The 16,843-nt window shown below is 52.7% G+C and carries 12 protein-coding genes; 8 read left to right on the top strand and 4 right to left on the bottom strand.

The genetic code is table 11. The features are described 5' to 3' along the window. Window positions 1-237: 237 nt before the first annotated feature. Window positions 238-2,652: a hypothetical protein gene (locus SH527x_RS18050; RefSeq protein WP_437192076.1), complete on the top strand. Its 2,415-nt coding sequence runs from the start codon at window positions 238-240 to the stop codon at window positions 2,650-2,652. 117 nt (window positions 2,653-2,769) lie between these two features. Here SH527x_RS18050 and dgt read toward each other — a convergent pair whose 3' ends face one another. Both dgt and SH527x_RS18040 read right to left on the bottom strand, forming a co-directional pair. Beyond that, window positions 2,770-4,158 carry a dGTP triphosphohydrolase gene (gene dgt / locus SH527x_RS18045; protein WP_437192075.1) on the bottom strand — a complete coding sequence of 463 codons (1,389 nt, stop codon included), beginning with the start codon at window positions 4,156-4,158 and terminating at the stop codon, window positions 2,770-2,772. Window positions 4,159-4,329: 171 nt separating this feature from the next. After that, window positions 4,330-6,153: an SLC13 family permease gene (locus SH527x_RS18040; RefSeq protein WP_437192074.1), complete on the bottom strand. Its 1,824-nt coding sequence runs from the start codon at window positions 6,151-6,153 to the stop codon at window positions 4,330-4,332. A 635-nt stretch (window positions 6,154-6,788) separates the two neighbouring features. On the opposite strand from SH527x_RS18040, the gene SH527x_RS18035 reads away from it, so the two are divergent. From SH527x_RS18035 to SH527x_RS18025, 3 genes are all read left to right on the top strand, one after another. Beyond that, window positions 6,789-7,724 (top strand): alpha/beta hydrolase, encoded by a 936-nt coding sequence (locus SH527x_RS18035; protein WP_437192073.1) that lies wholly within the window; start codon window positions 6,789-6,791, stop codon window positions 7,722-7,724. Window positions 7,725-8,076: 352 nt separating this feature from the next. Further along, window positions 8,077-8,724, top strand: coding sequence for an adenylate kinase family protein (locus SH527x_RS18030; protein ID WP_437192072.1), 648 nt, complete (start codon window positions 8,077-8,079; stop codon window positions 8,722-8,724). 311 nt (window positions 8,725-9,035) lie between these two features. Then, window positions 9,036-10,214 (top strand): rhomboid family intramembrane serine protease, encoded by a 1,179-nt coding sequence (locus SH527x_RS18025; RefSeq protein WP_437192071.1) that lies wholly within the window; start codon window positions 9,036-9,038, stop codon window positions 10,212-10,214. A gap of 350 nt (window positions 10,215-10,564) precedes the next feature. On the opposite strand, the gene SH527x_RS18020 is transcribed toward SH527x_RS18025, so the two are convergent. Beyond that, window positions 10,565-10,816 carry a hypothetical protein gene (locus SH527x_RS18020; protein ID WP_437192070.1) on the bottom strand — a complete coding sequence of 84 codons (252 nt, stop codon included), beginning with the start codon at window positions 10,814-10,816 and terminating at the stop codon, window positions 10,565-10,567. 582 nt (window positions 10,817-11,398) lie between these two features. Here SH527x_RS18020 and SH527x_RS18015 point away from each other — a divergent pair. Both SH527x_RS18015 and SH527x_RS18010 read left to right on the top strand, forming a co-directional pair. Next, window positions 11,399-12,172 (top strand): hypothetical protein, encoded by a 774-nt coding sequence (locus SH527x_RS18015; protein ID WP_437192069.1) that lies wholly within the window; start codon window positions 11,399-11,401, stop codon window positions 12,170-12,172. Window positions 12,173-12,427: 255 nt separating this feature from the next. Continuing rightward, window positions 12,428-12,850 (top strand): PEGA domain-containing protein, encoded by a 423-nt coding sequence (locus SH527x_RS18010; protein WP_437192068.1) that lies wholly within the window; start codon window positions 12,428-12,430, stop codon window positions 12,848-12,850. 128 nt (window positions 12,851-12,978) lie between these two features. Here SH527x_RS18010 and SH527x_RS18005 read toward each other — a convergent pair whose 3' ends face one another. Continuing rightward, on the bottom strand, window positions 12,979-13,461 hold the full coding sequence (locus SH527x_RS18005) for a VOC family protein (RefSeq protein ID WP_437192067.1): 483 nt from the start codon (window positions 13,459-13,461) through the stop codon (window positions 12,979-12,981). A gap of 633 nt (window positions 13,462-14,094) precedes the next feature. Here SH527x_RS18005 and rsfS point away from each other — a divergent pair. Beyond that, window positions 14,095-14,523, top strand: coding sequence for a ribosome silencing factor (gene rsfS / locus SH527x_RS18000; RefSeq protein ID WP_437192066.1), 429 nt, complete (start codon window positions 14,095-14,097; stop codon window positions 14,521-14,523). 213 nt (window positions 14,524-14,736) lie between these two features. Beyond that, the gene (gene argS / locus SH527x_RS17995) at window positions 14,737-16,716 is read left to right on the top strand and encodes an arginine--tRNA ligase (protein WP_437192065.1); all 1,980 of its coding nucleotides are present in this window, start codon (window positions 14,737-14,739) and stop codon (window positions 16,714-16,716) included. Window positions 16,717-16,843 lie beyond the last annotated feature (127 nt).

The following is a 16,843-nucleotide window of genomic DNA, read 5'->3' as shown; positions in this document are numbered from 1 at the left end:
ATTGATTCCCCCTGTTCGACGCTCAGACACCACTATTTCAGTTCAAAATTTGTCTTTAAGGCAAATTTTATTCGCAATCCAGTCTGACCATCACTCCTCACGTGGTCAGACTGGATTTATGCATTCATACTCACGACGACCTCACCTGACACATCCTCGGCAGCAGAGCCGTTTGCGAGAGCGAATGGTTCTGGTTTGCAACTTCTCCCGCCGACTTTTGCAGACAAGTTCACGCCCATGAATACTGACGCAACTCCACTTCGAAGCGAAACCTCCATCCAGCGTCGCAAGGCTCTTGCTCTGCTGGGGCTGGGGGGACTGACCGTTGCCAGCAGTTCAACCGCCATCGCTCAACAGACCCAAGCGAAGGAAGCGTCCAACAACGTCGAGATCCGCACGTTCCCCAACGTTGCTGCGATGCGTGATGACTCTCAGTTACAGGACGGATGGATCACCTGCACCCTCGGGTATTTCAATGCTGGTGATGGCGGAAGTGCGAACTATCAAATTGCCGCCCCAGAGATGGGAAGCACTGCCAATGACGCCGATGTCATTGCCCTGACAAATGGGAAACAGGCGAGGATGCTGCCAGACAACGTGGTCAACTACCACATGTTTGGAGCCAAAGGGGACGGCAAGAGCGACGACGGCGTCCAGATCAAACTCGCTCATCTCTTTGCAAACAAACATCGGTTGCCGGTCATTCATCATTCCGGTGAATACTGGATCACCAAGACTCACGAAATCCTCATCTCCACCAACGTGGAATGGGGGAGCACTCTTTTTCATATCAATGAAAAATTCAGCCTCCCGACCAAACCGCGGTTCATCGTTCGCGGGCTTTCGCCCAATCAGAACATCAAACTCACCGATGCCCAAAAGGCCTCATTTCTTGAGAAGCTGAAGCCGGGTGTTGCTGTGCTCCCGGAGATGGCCCCTTACGCCAATTGCCTGGTGACGGTCGCCGACGCAAATGACCGAATCGGCTATCGTTCAGGCGACGATTACAAAGGGCAATCGTGGGCACGCGAAGAACTCTTCTATGTTGAAGAAGATGGGCGAATCCTCGGAGACATCGCATGGAGCTTCAAGGATTACACAACACTTACAGCGCAGCCTTGTGAGAACACCTATCTGACCATTGATGGCGGGGGATTCTATGTCTCCGGCGACATCCCCGGCGATAAGCATAAAAACTATTTCAGCTGCGGTTTCTCAATTCAGCGCAGTCGAACAATCATCCGTAACCAGTGGCAGGGATTGGAACCCGGCAACCGCGACATCTCGATGCAGGCCCGAAGCGGCTTTTATTACCTCAGCCGTGTCTTCGATGTCACGCTGGAGAATATTCGGCTGATTCCATGGGAACAGAATCGCGCAGATCCAGCGAGAAAGGTTACCTCCGGAACATATGGAATTGGCGGTGCGCGCATGCTCAACTGCACGTTCCGAAATCTGACTGCAGATGGAACATGGCTTCACTGGGGCGTGTTTGGAACGAACCTGAACAAGAACTTCCGCATCGAGAATTGTCGGCTCAATCGTGTTGATGTTCACTTTCATTGCTGGAACCTGACGATTCAGGATTCAACCATTGGAATGCGCGGGATCTCAGTGACCGGTGGCGGTAACCTGACAATTGAAAACACCACCAGTCACGCAAACACACTCGTCAATCTCCGCAGCGATTTTGGAGGAACCTGGAACGGCGATATCCGCATCCAAAATTGCCGGATCGTCCCATCTCATGACCGACCCGTTTCCGTCCTGTACAGCAGACCGGCTCAATTCAATTATGGGTACCCGATTGGCTGTGCCCGAACTCTGTCTGTGGAAAATCTGGTCGTTGATTTCAGCTACTTCCCAAAGTCGGTATCAGAGATCTGGCTGATGCAAATTGCTCAGTTTTCGACGACGAAAGAGGATGCCATTGTCTTCTTTCCGCATGCGATCTCATTCCGAAATGTGACAGTCACCGGACGAGACAAAGGGATGAGAATCGTCTCAATTCCTTCACCGTATCACTATCAGATGCCACGATCTGGAGGTTACGACGGCAACCTTCTGCAGACAAACTGCCAGATGGAGTTTGCAAATCTTGATCTGGAAGAGATCCCTGCGTCGGTTCCCGGAGCAGCGCTACAAGCACATCTGAACCTGGGTTCGAAAGGATCAATGGCCTATCCGGAAGGAAGAGGGCTCTACCCAAATATTCAAGTGACGAACTGCCCAAACTTGTGCTTATCTCTTGGAGGAAGCGCGGCCAATGTCGTGGTTTCAAACGGCACCATCGACCGACTTACGGCGGCGATTGAAGGCCCTCTCCGCGGAAAGCTCGTCGTGAACGATTGCCAGTTCCTTCCACGAGTCAAAGCTGGTACGAAACCGATCTATGCTCTCGATGCCGAACTCGGAACACATCTGACCAACTGCACCCTTCACGCGCCGCAGGTGAATGGAACCTCTGCTCCGGCTGCATTTGATCAAACGGACTTCGTCCAACTGAACAAACGCGTTCGCTACTTCCAGCTGAATACATCGCTCTCCAATCAGATGCTGAAACACATCAAGGACCAGAGCATCACTTTGAATCCAGCATTCATCTCAATGCTGAAATCACATCATGGGCTGGAGACCGAAAACGTCTCGTAATCAGTCTGCATTGAGCACGAGCGTAGCTGGGAACCACAACAGAAATGCCGTCGTCATCCTGACAGTGGAATGACGACGGCATTTGTTGTTCAGGGCATTCGGTCGATGCTCAGTAGATCAATGGTCGGAATAACTGTGACCGGTGATCTGGCTGGAAAGACTTGCAGCGTAATCGTCAGTCATTCCACTCACAAAATCCATCATCTGAGACAACCACCATGAATAGTCTTTATTGAAGTTCTCTTTGGTGTACTCGCTTGTCCACGCCAACTCTGCACAACGTCTGGCAATAAACGGAAGATTTTCAAAAGACTCTGCCATATGAATGGCCCTGACCGTCTTCAACAATTCGTGCAGAAGTCTTCCCAGAATGTGATAACAACCAATCTCCATCGCAATCTTCTTTGGATGGCTGAAAATATTGGTGTAGATCTCTTTGATCACCGCAAGCTGTTCTTTGGTCTTTTCATCCAATGACGACTTGAGATCCTCCTGTCGTTCACCGCTCATAATCCGTTCGTAATCGGCCTCAAACACAGACCAGAGCTTGTTCGTCAGTTTGCCGATCGAAATCGCACGGAGAAACTGCAGGTTCATGTTCTCCCGATACTCGAACTCAGCAATCGAACAGAGGAGCTTCCTCACATTCTCGTGACTCTCGATCTTCAACTCGACCGCATCTTCCAGATCAATAATTCGATAGCAGATATCGTCCGCGGCTTCAGTCAGAAATGACAATGGATGGCGACAGACTTCCCCATTCGGCATCGTCAATCCGAGGTCATCGGACATCGTGCGAAAGATCTCTCGCTCGGTAGAGTAGATGTTGTGCTTCCCGGTTTTTGTCGCATTGGGATGCTGCGAAGTCCAAGGGTATTTGATCGTCGATGCGAGTGTCGCATGAGTCAAATTGAGATAGCTGATCAGCGAAACATCTTTGCGAGAAGCGAACCGAAAGCCGTTCGCGTTTCCTTCGAAATTCCGCCAGTCGGAAATGACATCCAGCCTCTGCTGTTCACTCTTGAAGAGGGGCTTACCATCAAACGCCGGGTCGTAATGGAACAGTCCTTGGTGATGATCAATTGCCCATTGCCGGATCGCTTCTTCAGCAGCGTGCCCGAACGGAGGATTACCAAGGTCATGCACCAGACAGGCTGAGAGAGTTACCCAGGTGATTTCTCTGGCTTGTCGCCCTTCAATACTTGAATCCTGTTCCAGTTTCTCAACGAGTCGTGTCGCCAACGATCGCCCGACGCTCGCGACCTCCATCGAGTGCGTGAGCCGATTGTGAATGTGATCGTTCTTAGCGAGTGGATGAACCTGCGTTTTTCTTGCAAGGCGGCGGAATGGCGCGGAGAAGACAATGCGGTCGTAGTCTTTTTCAAATTCGGTTCTGGTGTCGACGTCTGCCTGAATCGGCTGGCCTGACGGAGCAGAAGAACGGCGATCAAGATGTGAAGGCCGTGTTGCGGAAAGCAGCTTGTCCCAGGTCAGTCGGAATGGCATTGGATTTCGTGTCGCTTCAAAAGTGGTCTGAATGCTGCGGAGGAGCCTCGATTCCGCTCACTCAAATGGGATCGGCTCAGTTCGCAACATCCGCATTCCTATTGTATCCGGTCTGCAGAAATTCGACACATGCTTCGTCAAGACGCCCCCCGACGAAGCCGGCAAAAGTCCTCAAATTGGAAGCAATAACGGAACAAGCAGGACACTCACCAACATGACAACGACAGCAAAGGGAGTTCCCACTCGAACGAAGTCCATAAAGCGATAGTTTCCCGGCGTCACCACCAATGTGTTCACTGGCGACGAGACTGGCGTCATGAACGCAGTCGATGCGGCCAATGCCACAATCATGGCAAACGGATAAGGGGAGGCTTCCAGATGATCGGCGATTGACAGTGAAACCGGCGCCATCAGCACTGCAGTCGCCGTGTTCGAGATGAACAGTCCCAACATTGCGGTCGTAATAAACAGTGCCGCGAGCACGGCATGCGTTCCCAGACCACTCGTCAACCAGATCAAACCGTCCGAAGCAAGATCGACACCGCCGGTCCGTTGCAAGGCAATCGAAAACGGAAGCATCCCCACGATCAGGACCAGTGTTTTCCAATCAATAGAGCGATAAGCACTTTCAAAGTCGATGCACCCCAGTGCTCCCATCACGAGGCATCCGATCAATGCCGCATGCACGTTGGGAAGGATTCCCGTTGCCATACAGACCACAACCATCAGCAGGGTAAGTAACGCATAGATGGATTTCCCGGAGACAGGAAGAACATCATCAACTTCTGTCGGCAAGTTCAACGGAAAGAGGTCATTTCCCCCGATCGTCTGCACATTGCGAATGGCTCGCCAGGGACCAATCACGAGCAATGTATCCCCTAACCGAAGCGGTTCCGCTCCCAGATTCTGGTCGATCGCCACCGTCCCACGTCTCAGCCCAATCACTGAAAACCCAAATCGGGAACGAATCGCCGAATCGACGATCGTCTTGCCAATCAGACCGGAATCCGCAGGGACAAACATCTCCGCCATTCCAATGTCCTGCGAATGATCAGTGAACTGCAAACCGGCGAGCGGAAGGACATCGAGCCCGTACTTCTCCTGAAGCGTCTTCACGTCCGGATTGGACGAGAAGTTATGAATGAAGAGAATATCCCCGGCATTCAGCAATGTATTTGCAGCTGGTTGCAAAAATGTCCGCCCACGCTGAATCGCGACAAGACTCACACCTTCAGAGCCGCGCAGATCGAGCGATTCCAACCGCTTCCCGACAACCGTGGAGCGTACCGAAACCCGAAGTCGGTACTCACGATCGACCAGGTTGTACCGCTCCACCCATTCCAGCATTGATGGTCGTGAAAACCTGACCGCAGCGGCCTGCGACTCCCCCTTCGGAAGCCAGTGTCTTGCCGTCAGCATGTAAGCAATGGCCAGAACAAGAATCGGGGCGCCGAATGGAGTGAAGCTGAAGAACCCGAAGCCATCGAACCCGCGACGGACCAATTCACTATTCACAACCAGATTCGGAGCCGTTGCCACCAGCGTTGTCATGCCGCTGATCAGTGCTGCCGTACTGAGGGGCATCATTAACTGACCAACCGGAATTCCGGTTCGCTGGCAGATTCTCAAAACAACAGGAATGAAGATGGCCGTGACTGCTGTGGAGCTCATCGTGGCCCCCAGCCCGCAAACAACAATCATCAGCAGAGTCACCAGGCGCACCTGACTGCTCCCTGCCTGTCTGATGAGCCAATCTCCCAATTGCCTGGCGACACCGGTTCGAACCAGACACTCACCAATCACGAATAATGCTGCGATGAGCACAATATTCGGGTCACTGAACCCGGCAAGCGTCTCGCTGATCTCGACAACGCCAGTGAAAGGGAGCGCACAAATAGCGACCAAAGCCACCGCATCCATTCGCGGCTTGTTGAAAGCAAACATCACGACAACGACAGCGAGTAAAACAAGTACGGCAATCAATCCTGAAGTCATCTGTCCCTGCGATTCCTTCTCTATCTTTCTCAATAACGCCAAGACGTCTCGACGGTTTCAGACAAGGGCACTCTCTACAGCCAGTCAAAGAGCCCATTGAACAGCACCGACTCTTTCAGAACGGCTCGCTGTCCATATCAAGACAAGAGAAGCCGGAATGTGACACATTGCGTGATCACCTTAAAAAGCAATCGAGCCATTGCGGTGAACTGACGGCTCGCCGCCAAAATCAAACAGCTCGTCCCGATCCAAACCGGACTCGAACGTTGAAGCGTCTGGCAGCTTCGGAAACTAAAGGGACCTCCAAGGATCTGCAAGCCCAATCCATACAGTCCCCCTCCCTCTCACGTTCGCATCAGCACACGGCCCAACACAGGTTCCCGCAACGCTTTTAGATCCATCTAACACCAACGTCGCAACCTGGGCAGCATACAACAAACACAAGACATATAGCGGTTACTCAATCATTCTCGTCACAATCTGGTTAGGTGGTTCTGAAAGCCCGTTTGACCCCGTTTTCCGGGCGGTTTAGACTGAATGGAACTGGGGTAGGCAGATTGCGGCCGTTTACTAACGATATGCTGGATCCTCCCGGTCTTCAGTTCCCTCGCACACCCCAGATGAGGCCTGTCCAAATGAATCTTCTCGCTCGTGGCATTGGCGTCGTCCTCGCAACACTGATTCTCTGTCCTTGGGCACATGCTCAGAACGAAGGTCGGCGAGAAGTTCTCCGCGCTCCAGATGGCTTCCCGATTCATGTCACATACTTTCCATTCAAGGAAAGCAAAGACAATCCAGGTGGAACTCCATTAAATGCTCCGGTTGTGATTCTGCTGCACGGAAGCGGTGAAAACCGTTTGCTCTGGGAAAAGAACTCAGCCCCACGAGATCAGGATCCATTTCCGATTCTGCTGCAGAAGAGAGGCTACGTCGTTCTGACAGTTGACCTGCGGAAGCATGGCGACAGCGTCATCCCGGAAGGGAACATGGAAGTCGGCCCGAACGATTATCCAGCGATGCTCGCAGGGGACATGTCCGCCGTACACGACTTCCTGTTTGCAGAACACCAGTCTCAGCGTTTGAACATGCAGAAGCTGGGAATCGTGGCAATTGGACACTCCGCCGCTGTTGCCACTGCCTACGCGGCATTCAACTGGAGTCTGCCGCCCTTCGACGATGCTCCGATTCCTGCCAACCGCACCCCACGCGGACAAGACGTGAAAGCAATCATCCTCGTTTCCCCGGAAACCGCTGCTGGACGCCTGAAAACCGGGACATCACTCCGCACCTTGAAGGGCTTGACTCCATTCATTGCCTTGCAGGTTGTTGTCGGTGCAAAAGATCTGGCTGCAAAACGACAGACCGAGTCGATTTTCAACTCGTATGTCACCAGTTCGAAGTCATCCAAAGAGCCGTCCCGCTCTGAGTTCCTGACTCCAGACACCAAAGAAGCCGGGATGGCGTTGTTCCGCCAACCAACTGTTTACGCCTTCGCCCTGAAGTTTCTGGACACGAACCTGAAACCTCTGGACATCCCATGGCGAGATCGTCGCAGCCAACTCGAACGCTAAACGCGATCTCGAATTGATTCAAGCACTTTTCACGCGGCAGCGTTTCGCATCATGGAACGCTGCCGCGTGTTTTTTTATGCCCGACTGCGCTGAGTCGGTGCGCCATGTAAAACACTTCTGTAGCGATTCCCGCCCCCCTCGCCCGAAACCGACTTTTTCGTCAAAAACCACACGACGCAAATAACACCACCGCAGACAGATTTTCCAGCGATCAAGGTTATTCCACGTCAGTGAACAGCAAATCACCAAAACTGCGAAACATTGGCCGATCGGCTGTTCATATCAGCCGGGTTAATTACCCTATAAACACATGTCACTTTGAATCGCTTGCACTTGCCAGGATCTGCAACCAATGACAACAAAATCGGCCAAGCGTTCGCCCAATAAGCCGCGCTACCCCTATCCTGCTGCATTGATTTTTGGGGTTCCCGGAGCAGGAAAAGGAACTCAAGGGGAAATTCTCACCCGTATCCCCGGCTTCTTTCACCTTTCCAGCGGCGTGATTTTCCGAAAGCTCGACAATCACAGCCCGGAAGGTCAGATCGTCAAAATGCACAGTGCAAAAGGCGAACTTGCACCGGACGATGTCACCATCCGCATCTTCCTGAACTGGCTGGAATCACAGCGCGCCGCTGAGCGATTTCGTCCAACCGAGCACCTGCTGCTGCTCGATGGAATTCCACGAAATATTCACCAGTGCAAGATGATCGAAGAATACATCGACGTCAAATTGCTGCTGCACCTGACATGCCACGATGAAGAGGCGATGATTGACCGAATTCGTCGTCGTGCAGTGCTCGAAAACCGTATCGACGACGCAAGCGATACCGTGACTCGTCGACGATTCGAAGTCTATCGCCAGGAAACAGAACCAGTTCTGCAGTACTACCCAAAGGAAGTCGTCAAAGACGTCGAATCCACCGGAATCCACGCCGAAGTCCTGCTGGAATGCCTGAACTATCTCGTGCCAGTCCTCCGAGACAACTTCCCACGCGAATAATTTTCCCGGACACAACAAGGCGATGCCTTTTACGGCAAACGTCTCTCGAAAAGCAAAAAGCCCTTCCTCATACAGGAAGGGCTTTTTTATTATGGACAGATGCCAAATTCCAGACGGAGCAAGCACTTCTCTACCTCAGATGGCATGCAAACGCCGCTTTTCACCGTAGACATGAGAACGAAACCAGAAAGAAATTCTGAACTGCATGGCAGCGGCGATCGTAACCAAACGGTGCCCTGCTCTAGTAACTGGTCCAGGATGTTCATTTTTGCAAGAAGCAGGTCGAGGCGACTCAGGGAGAGGCGAAAGAGATGTTCATTCCCTACACCACCGACGCACCTCTCTATTATCGACCGATCGCAACGTTGACCCTGATTGGCCTGAACTTCGCGATTTTCATCGTTCTGGCAACGCGGCCTGAACTCCACCAGAACCTCAGTCTCCCACACGGTCAGGGTCTGACGCCCATTTCCTGGGTCACGTCTAACTTCGTCCACGCCAATCCCGGCCACCTCGTGGGAAACATGATTTTCCTGTGGTGCTTCGGCCTGATCGTCGAAGGGAAGATCGGCTGGGCCCGATTTGCGTTCATCTACCTCGCCATTGGAATCATCCAGTGTGTGACGGAACAATTTCTCTTCTGGAACTCGTCAGGGGTGTCGTGCGGCGCGTCGGCTGTCATCTTCGGCTTGATGACGATGTGTCTTATCTGGGCCCCCAAAAGTGAACTTTCTGTCTTTTATGCCTTCATGCTTCGCTTTGGGGTGATGGAGATTTCGATCCTTTGGTTTGCCGCGATGAATCTGGCATTCTCTGGCTTGATATTTGTCATGGACCGGTCCGACCTCAGTGAATTATTCCATCTGATGGGTGCCGCCGTCGGTCTGGCGATTGCTTGCTATATGATTCGCGCCAAGACGGTTGACTGTGAAGGCTGGGATCTCTTCACTGTCCTGAAGAACGAAACCCCAATCGACAAAAATCAGTTCTCCTGGCAGCACCAGCGAGACTCCGAGCGCCGCGATCAACGCCGGTCCGCCAACCGGGTTCAAACTAAGAAATCCAGCTCTTCCAACCTGGTCGCTTTGAATGCAGAGAAGGCACGATTTCCCGAACTCGCAGCACAAGGGAAACCACACGCAGCCTTCCAGATTCTCCAGCAAATCCTTCGAAAGAATCCTGAGTATCAGGCGCCGCCGAACGATCTATTGGCCGTCGCGCGTGGACTGAGAAAGAGAAAAGAATGGGAATCTGCGACTGAGTGCTACCGGCTGATGCTCAAGCAGACTCCCGACCACCCCAGCGGTCGATTGGAGCTGGCAGAAATCTATGCGTACCTGCAAAGTCGTCCCGCTGCGGCCCAGAGACTGGTCGATCAGATTTCAATTGATGAATTGACGCCAACAGAGCAGTCTCGACTCAGTCAATTAAATAAGAAGATCACCGCCTTGATCGAAAGCGGAGTCATCGAGTTCCAGGAGCATCACTGACCGGATCGGAAGAAGAATTCACTGGCGTCGCAGAAGAATGCCGGTCATGAATTCGCCACTAAAGATGAAGCAGGCGTGCATCTGGAAGTAAGTGCGAAACGTTGCGCAGTGAACATGCCGCAGCAAACGTTGCACAGCCAGCGAAGGTTGCACAATGGCCGGACTTCAGGCCAAACAAGCTGCAATTGAATAAGTACCAAAAAAAGAACGGCGGCATCATGCCGCCGTATCCCCCCGGGAAGAGGGTTCTTTTTTCGTTGCCGAGATCAATTCAAGCCCGCGCGAGCGTGCGATTCCATCTCCATGACCGAGTCCTGCCAAACTGAGTGAAACGGCACTCGCGGGAGAACCTAGTTCAGCTGAGCTGGATCGATCCCGTCATTGTCTTCTTGAACGGTGTGGTCGTCTTCCCAAACATGGAAAGCTTCATACAGGTCTGACGAGACCAGTACGGCAGAGTTATGACCAACGAGCATTTTGATTGTCGTTGCACCCAGTGCACAGCGCAGTTCCCGCAGCAGGGGCAATGGAGCCATCAGTGTGTTCTGTGGCAGTTCACGACACTCTTGAAGATCCAAGCACGCCAAATCTGAGAGGGACATCAAAAAACTCCTGGGTTGATAAAGGCTCGAATCGCTTTTCAATTCTGACCTCAGCAGATTCCCCCCTAACGGGACCCCGGAATACTGCTGATACGACACAAGACGTCAGAAAGAAATTCAACTCGAGAAGGACTCGGTCACGACTGGGCCGTGTGTTGCTGATGGCAATGTTCGCCTCGGCTGTCGATTTCTTCAACATTTCTATGGGACTCTGGCCACATTTCTAAAAACTGCCCGTCTGGCGCAGCAGTTAAAAAGGATAAGCACACAAGGAAGATTGGAGTGTTTAGACAGAATGACGAGATTTACAGGCCGCCTTTCGCTCCGATTAGAAAAAATTTGCTGGTAAATCACTCGGCAACTCGATCCCAGACGCGATTGCTCAACGGAAGATTCTGATCTATCCTGATTCAGCAGACTTTGCCGAGTATTCCAATCCACATGAATTCACTGGGCCCGCGAGCAGCTCCCCTCCTGTTTCACACAGCTCGGTCCACTTGTTCGCCCACAAATCATGGATTTTGGACATGAAGACGGCCGTTTGATTCCCACCACTTGTCAGATCTCAGGAGACAGAAACCGATGCGTCCTCGATTTGGGCTTTCTCTGGCAGCAGCACTGCCAACCATTCGTGTACTGACTGTGACCACGCTGTTCCTGACTTCAGCATCCCTGTTGAATGCGGCCGATCCGACGCCACCAAACCCGGAAGCAGTGAAGGCAATCCGAGCAATTGGCGGCAATGTCATGCCACTGGCTCAAAACGACCCACGACTGGATGTCTCGCTCCACCTGACCGGAGAGCGAACAACTGATGAGCTGCTTGCTCAAGTGGCAAAACTCGACGGCGTCGTCTGGCTGAACCTCGCCGGGACCAAAATCACCGACAAAGGTCTCGAACAACTCGCTGGCCTGAAGACATTGGAACGACTTCACTTAGAGCGAACCGCCATTACCGACGCAGGCCTCGCACATCTTGCAAAACTGGAAAACCTGACATACCTGAATCTCTACGGAACCAAGGTCACCGACGCCGGGCTGGCACACCTGAAATCCCTTAAAAATCTCGGACAGGTCTACTTCTGGCAAACCGGAGTCACCGAAGCCGGAATCGCAGATCTGAAAGCAGCATTCCCGAAGGCTCAGATCGTCGGAGCAGCAAAGCCACTGGTCGCCCCACCAAAACCGGAAGAGAAAAAGCCGGAAGAGGCGAAGAAACCAGACGCCAAGAAGCCAGAGGAGAAAAAACCAGAGCCGAAGAAGCCTGAAGAAAAGAAGCCTGAAGAAAAGAAGCCTGAAGAAAAGAAGCCTGAAGAAAAGAAGCCCGAAGAAAAGAAGCCCGAAGAAAAGAAGTAACGAGCAGTCAGCGCAGGCTTCATTCAAGCGAGAATCCGACAAAAGGCGAGCCAGTGACTTCCGGTCCGGCTCGCCTTTTGAATTTCAGCGAACTGGCGGCCTCAAAAACTTAAAAAAGCCTGAAAAAACCGCATCAAATCCGGTATTGGCGTATTTTCGCTCCCGACTTAAACTGCCGCGTCTTCAAGCGGAAGATGCGTATTTGCAATGTCGCGTTGACCGCCTGTTCAAGAAACATGGATTTCCTTTCACCTCATGATTCAATCTTCTCGAATTCTCTGGCTGCTCCTCGGAGTCGTTGTGCTGACAAGCACGACAGGCTGCGTCAGTCGCCGTATGACAATTCGATCTGAACCAGCGGGCGCGCTGGTCGAAGTGGATGGAAAACGAATCGGCGTCACTCCTGTTTCGATGGACTTCACCTATTACGGGACGCACGAGTTCACTCTGTCTCACCCTGGGTACGAGACGCTCACGATCCAGCAACCGGTCAAGCGGCCGTTCTATCAGACAATTCCGCTCGACTTCTTTTCGAATCACTTTCTGCCAGGTCGCGTGACTGACCGACACGACTTCACTTACATGCTAAAGCAACGAGTCGTTCCCCTCGATGAAGAGCAAAGCCTCATCGGGCGAGGTCGCAACTTCCGCTCGCAATCACAAATCGGAACTCCGTAAAACCGGGGAATTCCGTCGTCAAACTCAATTTGACACAGAAGCAATTGTTGCGCGGCCAGCCAGTTCAATTCGCGGATGACAATCTGGGCTTGCTCCGTCGCTTTACTGTGTGTGCCGCACGACGAGCCTCAACCGCGAACTGCGGCCTCGATTTGAGAGACGTCAATCTTTGTCATCTGCATCATCGCTTCGAAAGCACACTTTGCGGCGGAAATATCAGAACCTTTGATCGCATCTGTCAGGGCAGTCGGGGTAATCTGCCAGTTCAGTCCCCATTTGTCCTTGCACCAACCGCATTGACTCTCTTCTCCGCCGTTGTTGACGATCGCATTCCAGTAGCGATCCGTCTCGACTTGATCAACAGTTGCGATTTGGAAGGAAAACGCCCAGTTGTGTTCGACACCCGGCCCCCCATTGAGCCCAACACAAGGAATTCCCAGCACTGTGAACTCGACGGTCAGCACATCTCCCTTCTTCCCCGACGGAAAGTCGGCGGGCGCAAGATGCACGGCGTCTAAGGAAGAATCCGGAAACGTCTCGGCGTAAAATCTCGCGGCCTCTTCGGCGTCGCCATCGTACCAAAGACAAATCTTGGCTTTCGTTGGTGTCATCGCTTACCTTTCAATCCAATTGTGCGACCAAAGTTGCCGCTCAACCGTTCGTCGTCTTGCTCTATTGGTATAGTCGAACGAGCGGCACCGATTTCGACATCCGTGCAAAAACTCTCTTTCACACTCCTTTTGGGCACACTGCGAGTTCCTTCGAGTCGATTCCATCTTGAGAATAAGAGTCCGCCTCACCGATTCACCGGGAAGCCCCTAAAAACGCCGACTCTTCTCACAGAATCGGGAACTTGGAGTCGTTCCATCGACAGCCGGTCGAAATTGTATTCCAATTCTCCCCCTCAACGAGTTTCAGTTTGTAAACTGACTGGAAATCAAGTCTTCGTTCCGAACCGTCATCAAAGTGAGACGGTCTGCTGTGAAACCCTCGGGAAATCACACACCACACCGGAATCAGACTTGCCTTTATCCAGTATTCCATAAAATTTGAGTAACTCCTGACGATTCGCATCGACACTGTTCAAGCAATCGCAGGGAGACTGTTGAACTGAACCGTCTGGTCTGGTGACCCGACATCGGATCGGCAGTTTATTAACTGCTTGGCAGTCAAGCAGTTGCAGAAAAAGGGGATTTGTTTTGATCGACACACCAGGCACCCGAGTGTCCCGAATCCGGGGAGAAATGACAGGGATTCGCCGAGAGGACGCGCTGCAGATCAGTCTGGAAAACGCGTGTCGCATCGCCAAAATCTGTGAAGATTTTCGCGGTAAAGACACCGTCGTGCTCGACGTGACTCAGGTTACCCCGCTTTTCGACTTCTTCGTCATCTCAACAGGCAGCAGCCGCCGACAGTTGCGCTCGATCGCGGAATCGGCTGATGCCGTGATCAAGGCGCAAAACTCAAAGCGACTGGGGCGCGAAGGGGACGATGCACCATGGATCTGCCATGACTACGGCGATATCGTGCTGCACGCATTCTCTCCAGACGCCAGAGCCCTGTACGATCTGGAAAATCTGTGGGGAGACGCCGTCCGAGTTGACTGGCAGGCAGTTCTGGCGACAAAATTGCCAGAGGTCGCTTCCGCTCCTGCAGCCGACCCGGTCGTCTGACAGAGTTTTCCGAGTCGGTTCCTCAGCGAGTTTCAGACTCAAATCAGTTTGACGATGAGTCGCTGTATACAGTCTGAGAGATCGAATTCGATCTCTTAAAACGAGACCTGCATCAGAACTGACTCGAAGTTCGAATACCGTCTGAGCCGTGGCAACCCGCCGCGGCTCTGTTTTTTCCCGCTGTTCCGTACATACAACTGCTTCAGGCCGGCAATGAACATTCTGCGACTTCTCAAAGACCGATTCTCCACTGTTTTGCAGGATGTCACGGACGAAGCAGCGACCTTTGCCGAGATGGTCAGACCGGTTCAGGACCCACGTTTTGGGGACTATCAGGCCAATTTTGCGATGGCACTGGGGAAGAAGCTCGGACAGAAGCCAACCGATTCCGCCGCGAACGTCGTTGAGAAGCTCGACGTCTCTGATTTGTGCCACCCACCTGAGGTTGCAGGTCCTGGGTTCATTAACCTGAAACTCCTCGATAACTGGCTGGAACAGCAGATCAATCTGGCGGCTCGCGACAGCCGACTCGGAGTTCCTGATGCAGTGGACCCCAAAACCGTTGTCGTGGACTTCTCCTCCCCCAACGTCGCCAAACCAATGCATGTTGGCCACCTGCGCAGCACTGTCATTGGTGACGCCATTGCCCGAATTCAACGTTTCCTGGGGAACACCGTCATCGCCGATAACCATATCGGTGACTGGGGAACGCAATTCGGAATGATCATTTACGGGTACAAACACTTCGCTGATCCCAATGCCTATCAGGAGGCAGCAGTCAACGAACTCGCCCGACTTTACCGACTCGTAAATCGTCTGTGTGATTACCACGACGCCAAAGACTCAGTGGGTCGAGTCGAGAAAGAAATCGAACAGGCCAAAACCAATCTTGAGCAACAAGAACAGAACACCGATCCCAAAGACAAAGCGGCCCAGAAGACACTGAAAAAACTCCGCGGCGAACTCGCAGGCCAGCAGGACGAACTGAAGTCACTGCGAGGCAAGATCGAATCCGTCGATGCCGACGCCGACCTGAAACGACTGGCAGAAACTCACCCGAATATCAGCCGGCTTGCTCGCGAAGAAACAGCCAAATTGCATCACGGCGACGCGGAGAACAGACGCCTGTGGAATGAGTTTCTGCCAGCATGCCTGCAAGCACTGCAACGCATGTATGATCGACTGAACATCAAGTTTGATCTGGCGCTGGGCGAGAGCTATTACGATCCAATGCTGGCTGACGTTGTCACTTCACTCGAAAAGCACGAGCTCGCCACGATCAGCGATGGAGCCACCTGCGTCTGGCCGGAAGGACACACTGCTCCGTTCATCGTTCGCAAGGCAGACGGCGCATTCACATACGCAACAACCGACCTCGCCACCATTCAATATCGTGTCAACGAGCTGAAGGCGGATCAGGTTTTATACGTCGTTGACGCCCGACAGGGTGAGCACTTCACCATGCTGTTCAAGACAGCAAAAAAATGGGGCTATGACCAGATTCATCTTCAGCACGTTTCCTTCGGGACCGTCATGGGGAAAGACGGACGTCCATACAAAACACGATCCGGAGATACCGTCGGACTGGAAAGCCTGTTGGACGAAGCCGTTGCCAAGGCTCGCGAAATTGTCGCTGCAAACGACGACAACAAACGCAATCCGGAAGATGGCCAACCTCGTCCTGAACTCTCTGAATCACAACGCGACGAGATTGCAGAGATGGTCGGAATCGGCGGAGTGAAGTACGCCGACCTGATGCACAATCGGGAAAGCGATTACATCTTCGACTCGGACAAGATGCTGGCGATGACCGGTAACACGGCAACGTATCTCCAGTACGCATATGCTCGAGTTCAGGGAATCTTCCGTCGCGGAAACGTCACTCCTGAGGAGATCGCGGCCAGCGGTGCAACCATCCAGATCACAGCACCCGCTGAACGCGCACTCGCACTTCAAATCTGCCGTTATGCGGAAACATTGGAAGTCGTCGCCAGCGATTCCCGCCCGAACGGCTTGACGCAGTACCTCTATGACCTCGCCGGAAACCTGACATCGTTTTACGATCAATGTCCCGTCTTGAAGGCCGAGACCGACGAAATTCGTCGCAGCCGACTGCTGCTATGTGACGTCGCCGGACGTGTTCTGCAGCACGGGCTCAGCCTGCTGGGGATCTCGACCCCATCAAAAATGTAGTCGCACAAGACAGATCTCTTATTCATGAATGCATGAGGCGAGCCGGAAGACGATTCCGCGACTCGCCTCATTTTTGTTTCCAGAATGAAGAATTTGCCTCCCCACCGCACGTCGACGGCACCAATTA

It is taken from the genome of Planctomicrobium limosum, from assembly GCF_051465645.1.
In the GTDB taxonomy this organism is placed as follows: domain Bacteria; phylum Planctomycetota; class Planctomycetia; order Planctomycetales; family Planctomycetaceae; genus Planctomicrobium.
Note: the sequence above shows the minus strand (reverse complement) of the source record. Positions and strands in the feature narration are given on the sequence as shown.

What these genes read in the sequence shown, in the direction of transcription:
- SH527x_RS18025 (WP_437192071.1), top strand. Translation starts at nt 9,036, where the DNA reads ATGTTCATTCCCTACACCACCGACGCACCTCTCTATTATCGACCGATC.
- SH527x_RS18020 (WP_437192070.1), bottom strand. Translation starts at nt 10,816, where the DNA reads ATGTCCCTCTCAGATTTGGCGTGCTTGGATCTTCAAGAGTGTCGTGAA.
- SH527x_RS18035 (WP_437192073.1), top strand. Translation starts at nt 6,789, where the DNA reads ATGAATCTTCTCGCTCGTGGCATTGGCGTCGTCCTCGCAACACTGATT.
- dgt (WP_437192075.1), bottom strand. Translation starts at nt 4,158, where the DNA reads ATGCCATTCCGACTGACCTGGGACAAGCTGCTTTCCGCAACACGGCCT.
- rsfS (WP_437192066.1), top strand. Translation starts at nt 14,095, where the DNA reads ATGACAGGGATTCGCCGAGAGGACGCGCTGCAGATCAGTCTGGAAAAC.
- SH527x_RS18005 (WP_437192067.1), bottom strand. Translation starts at nt 13,461, where the DNA reads ATGACACCAACGAAAGCCAAGATTTGTCTTTGGTACGATGGCGACGCC.
- SH527x_RS18015 (WP_437192069.1), top strand. Translation starts at nt 11,399, where the DNA reads ATGCGTCCTCGATTTGGGCTTTCTCTGGCAGCAGCACTGCCAACCATT.
- SH527x_RS18050 (WP_437192076.1), top strand. Translation starts at nt 238, where the DNA reads ATGAATACTGACGCAACTCCACTTCGAAGCGAAACCTCCATCCAGCGT.
- SH527x_RS18010 (WP_437192068.1), top strand. Translation starts at nt 12,428, where the DNA reads ATGATTCAATCTTCTCGAATTCTCTGGCTGCTCCTCGGAGTCGTTGTG.
- argS (WP_437192065.1), top strand. Translation starts at nt 14,737, where the DNA reads ATGAACATTCTGCGACTTCTCAAAGACCGATTCTCCACTGTTTTGCAG.
- SH527x_RS18040 (WP_437192074.1), bottom strand. Translation starts at nt 6,153, where the DNA reads ATGACTTCAGGATTGATTGCCGTACTTGTTTTACTCGCTGTCGTTGTC.
- SH527x_RS18030 (WP_437192072.1), top strand. Translation starts at nt 8,077, where the DNA reads ATGACAACAAAATCGGCCAAGCGTTCGCCCAATAAGCCGCGCTACCCC.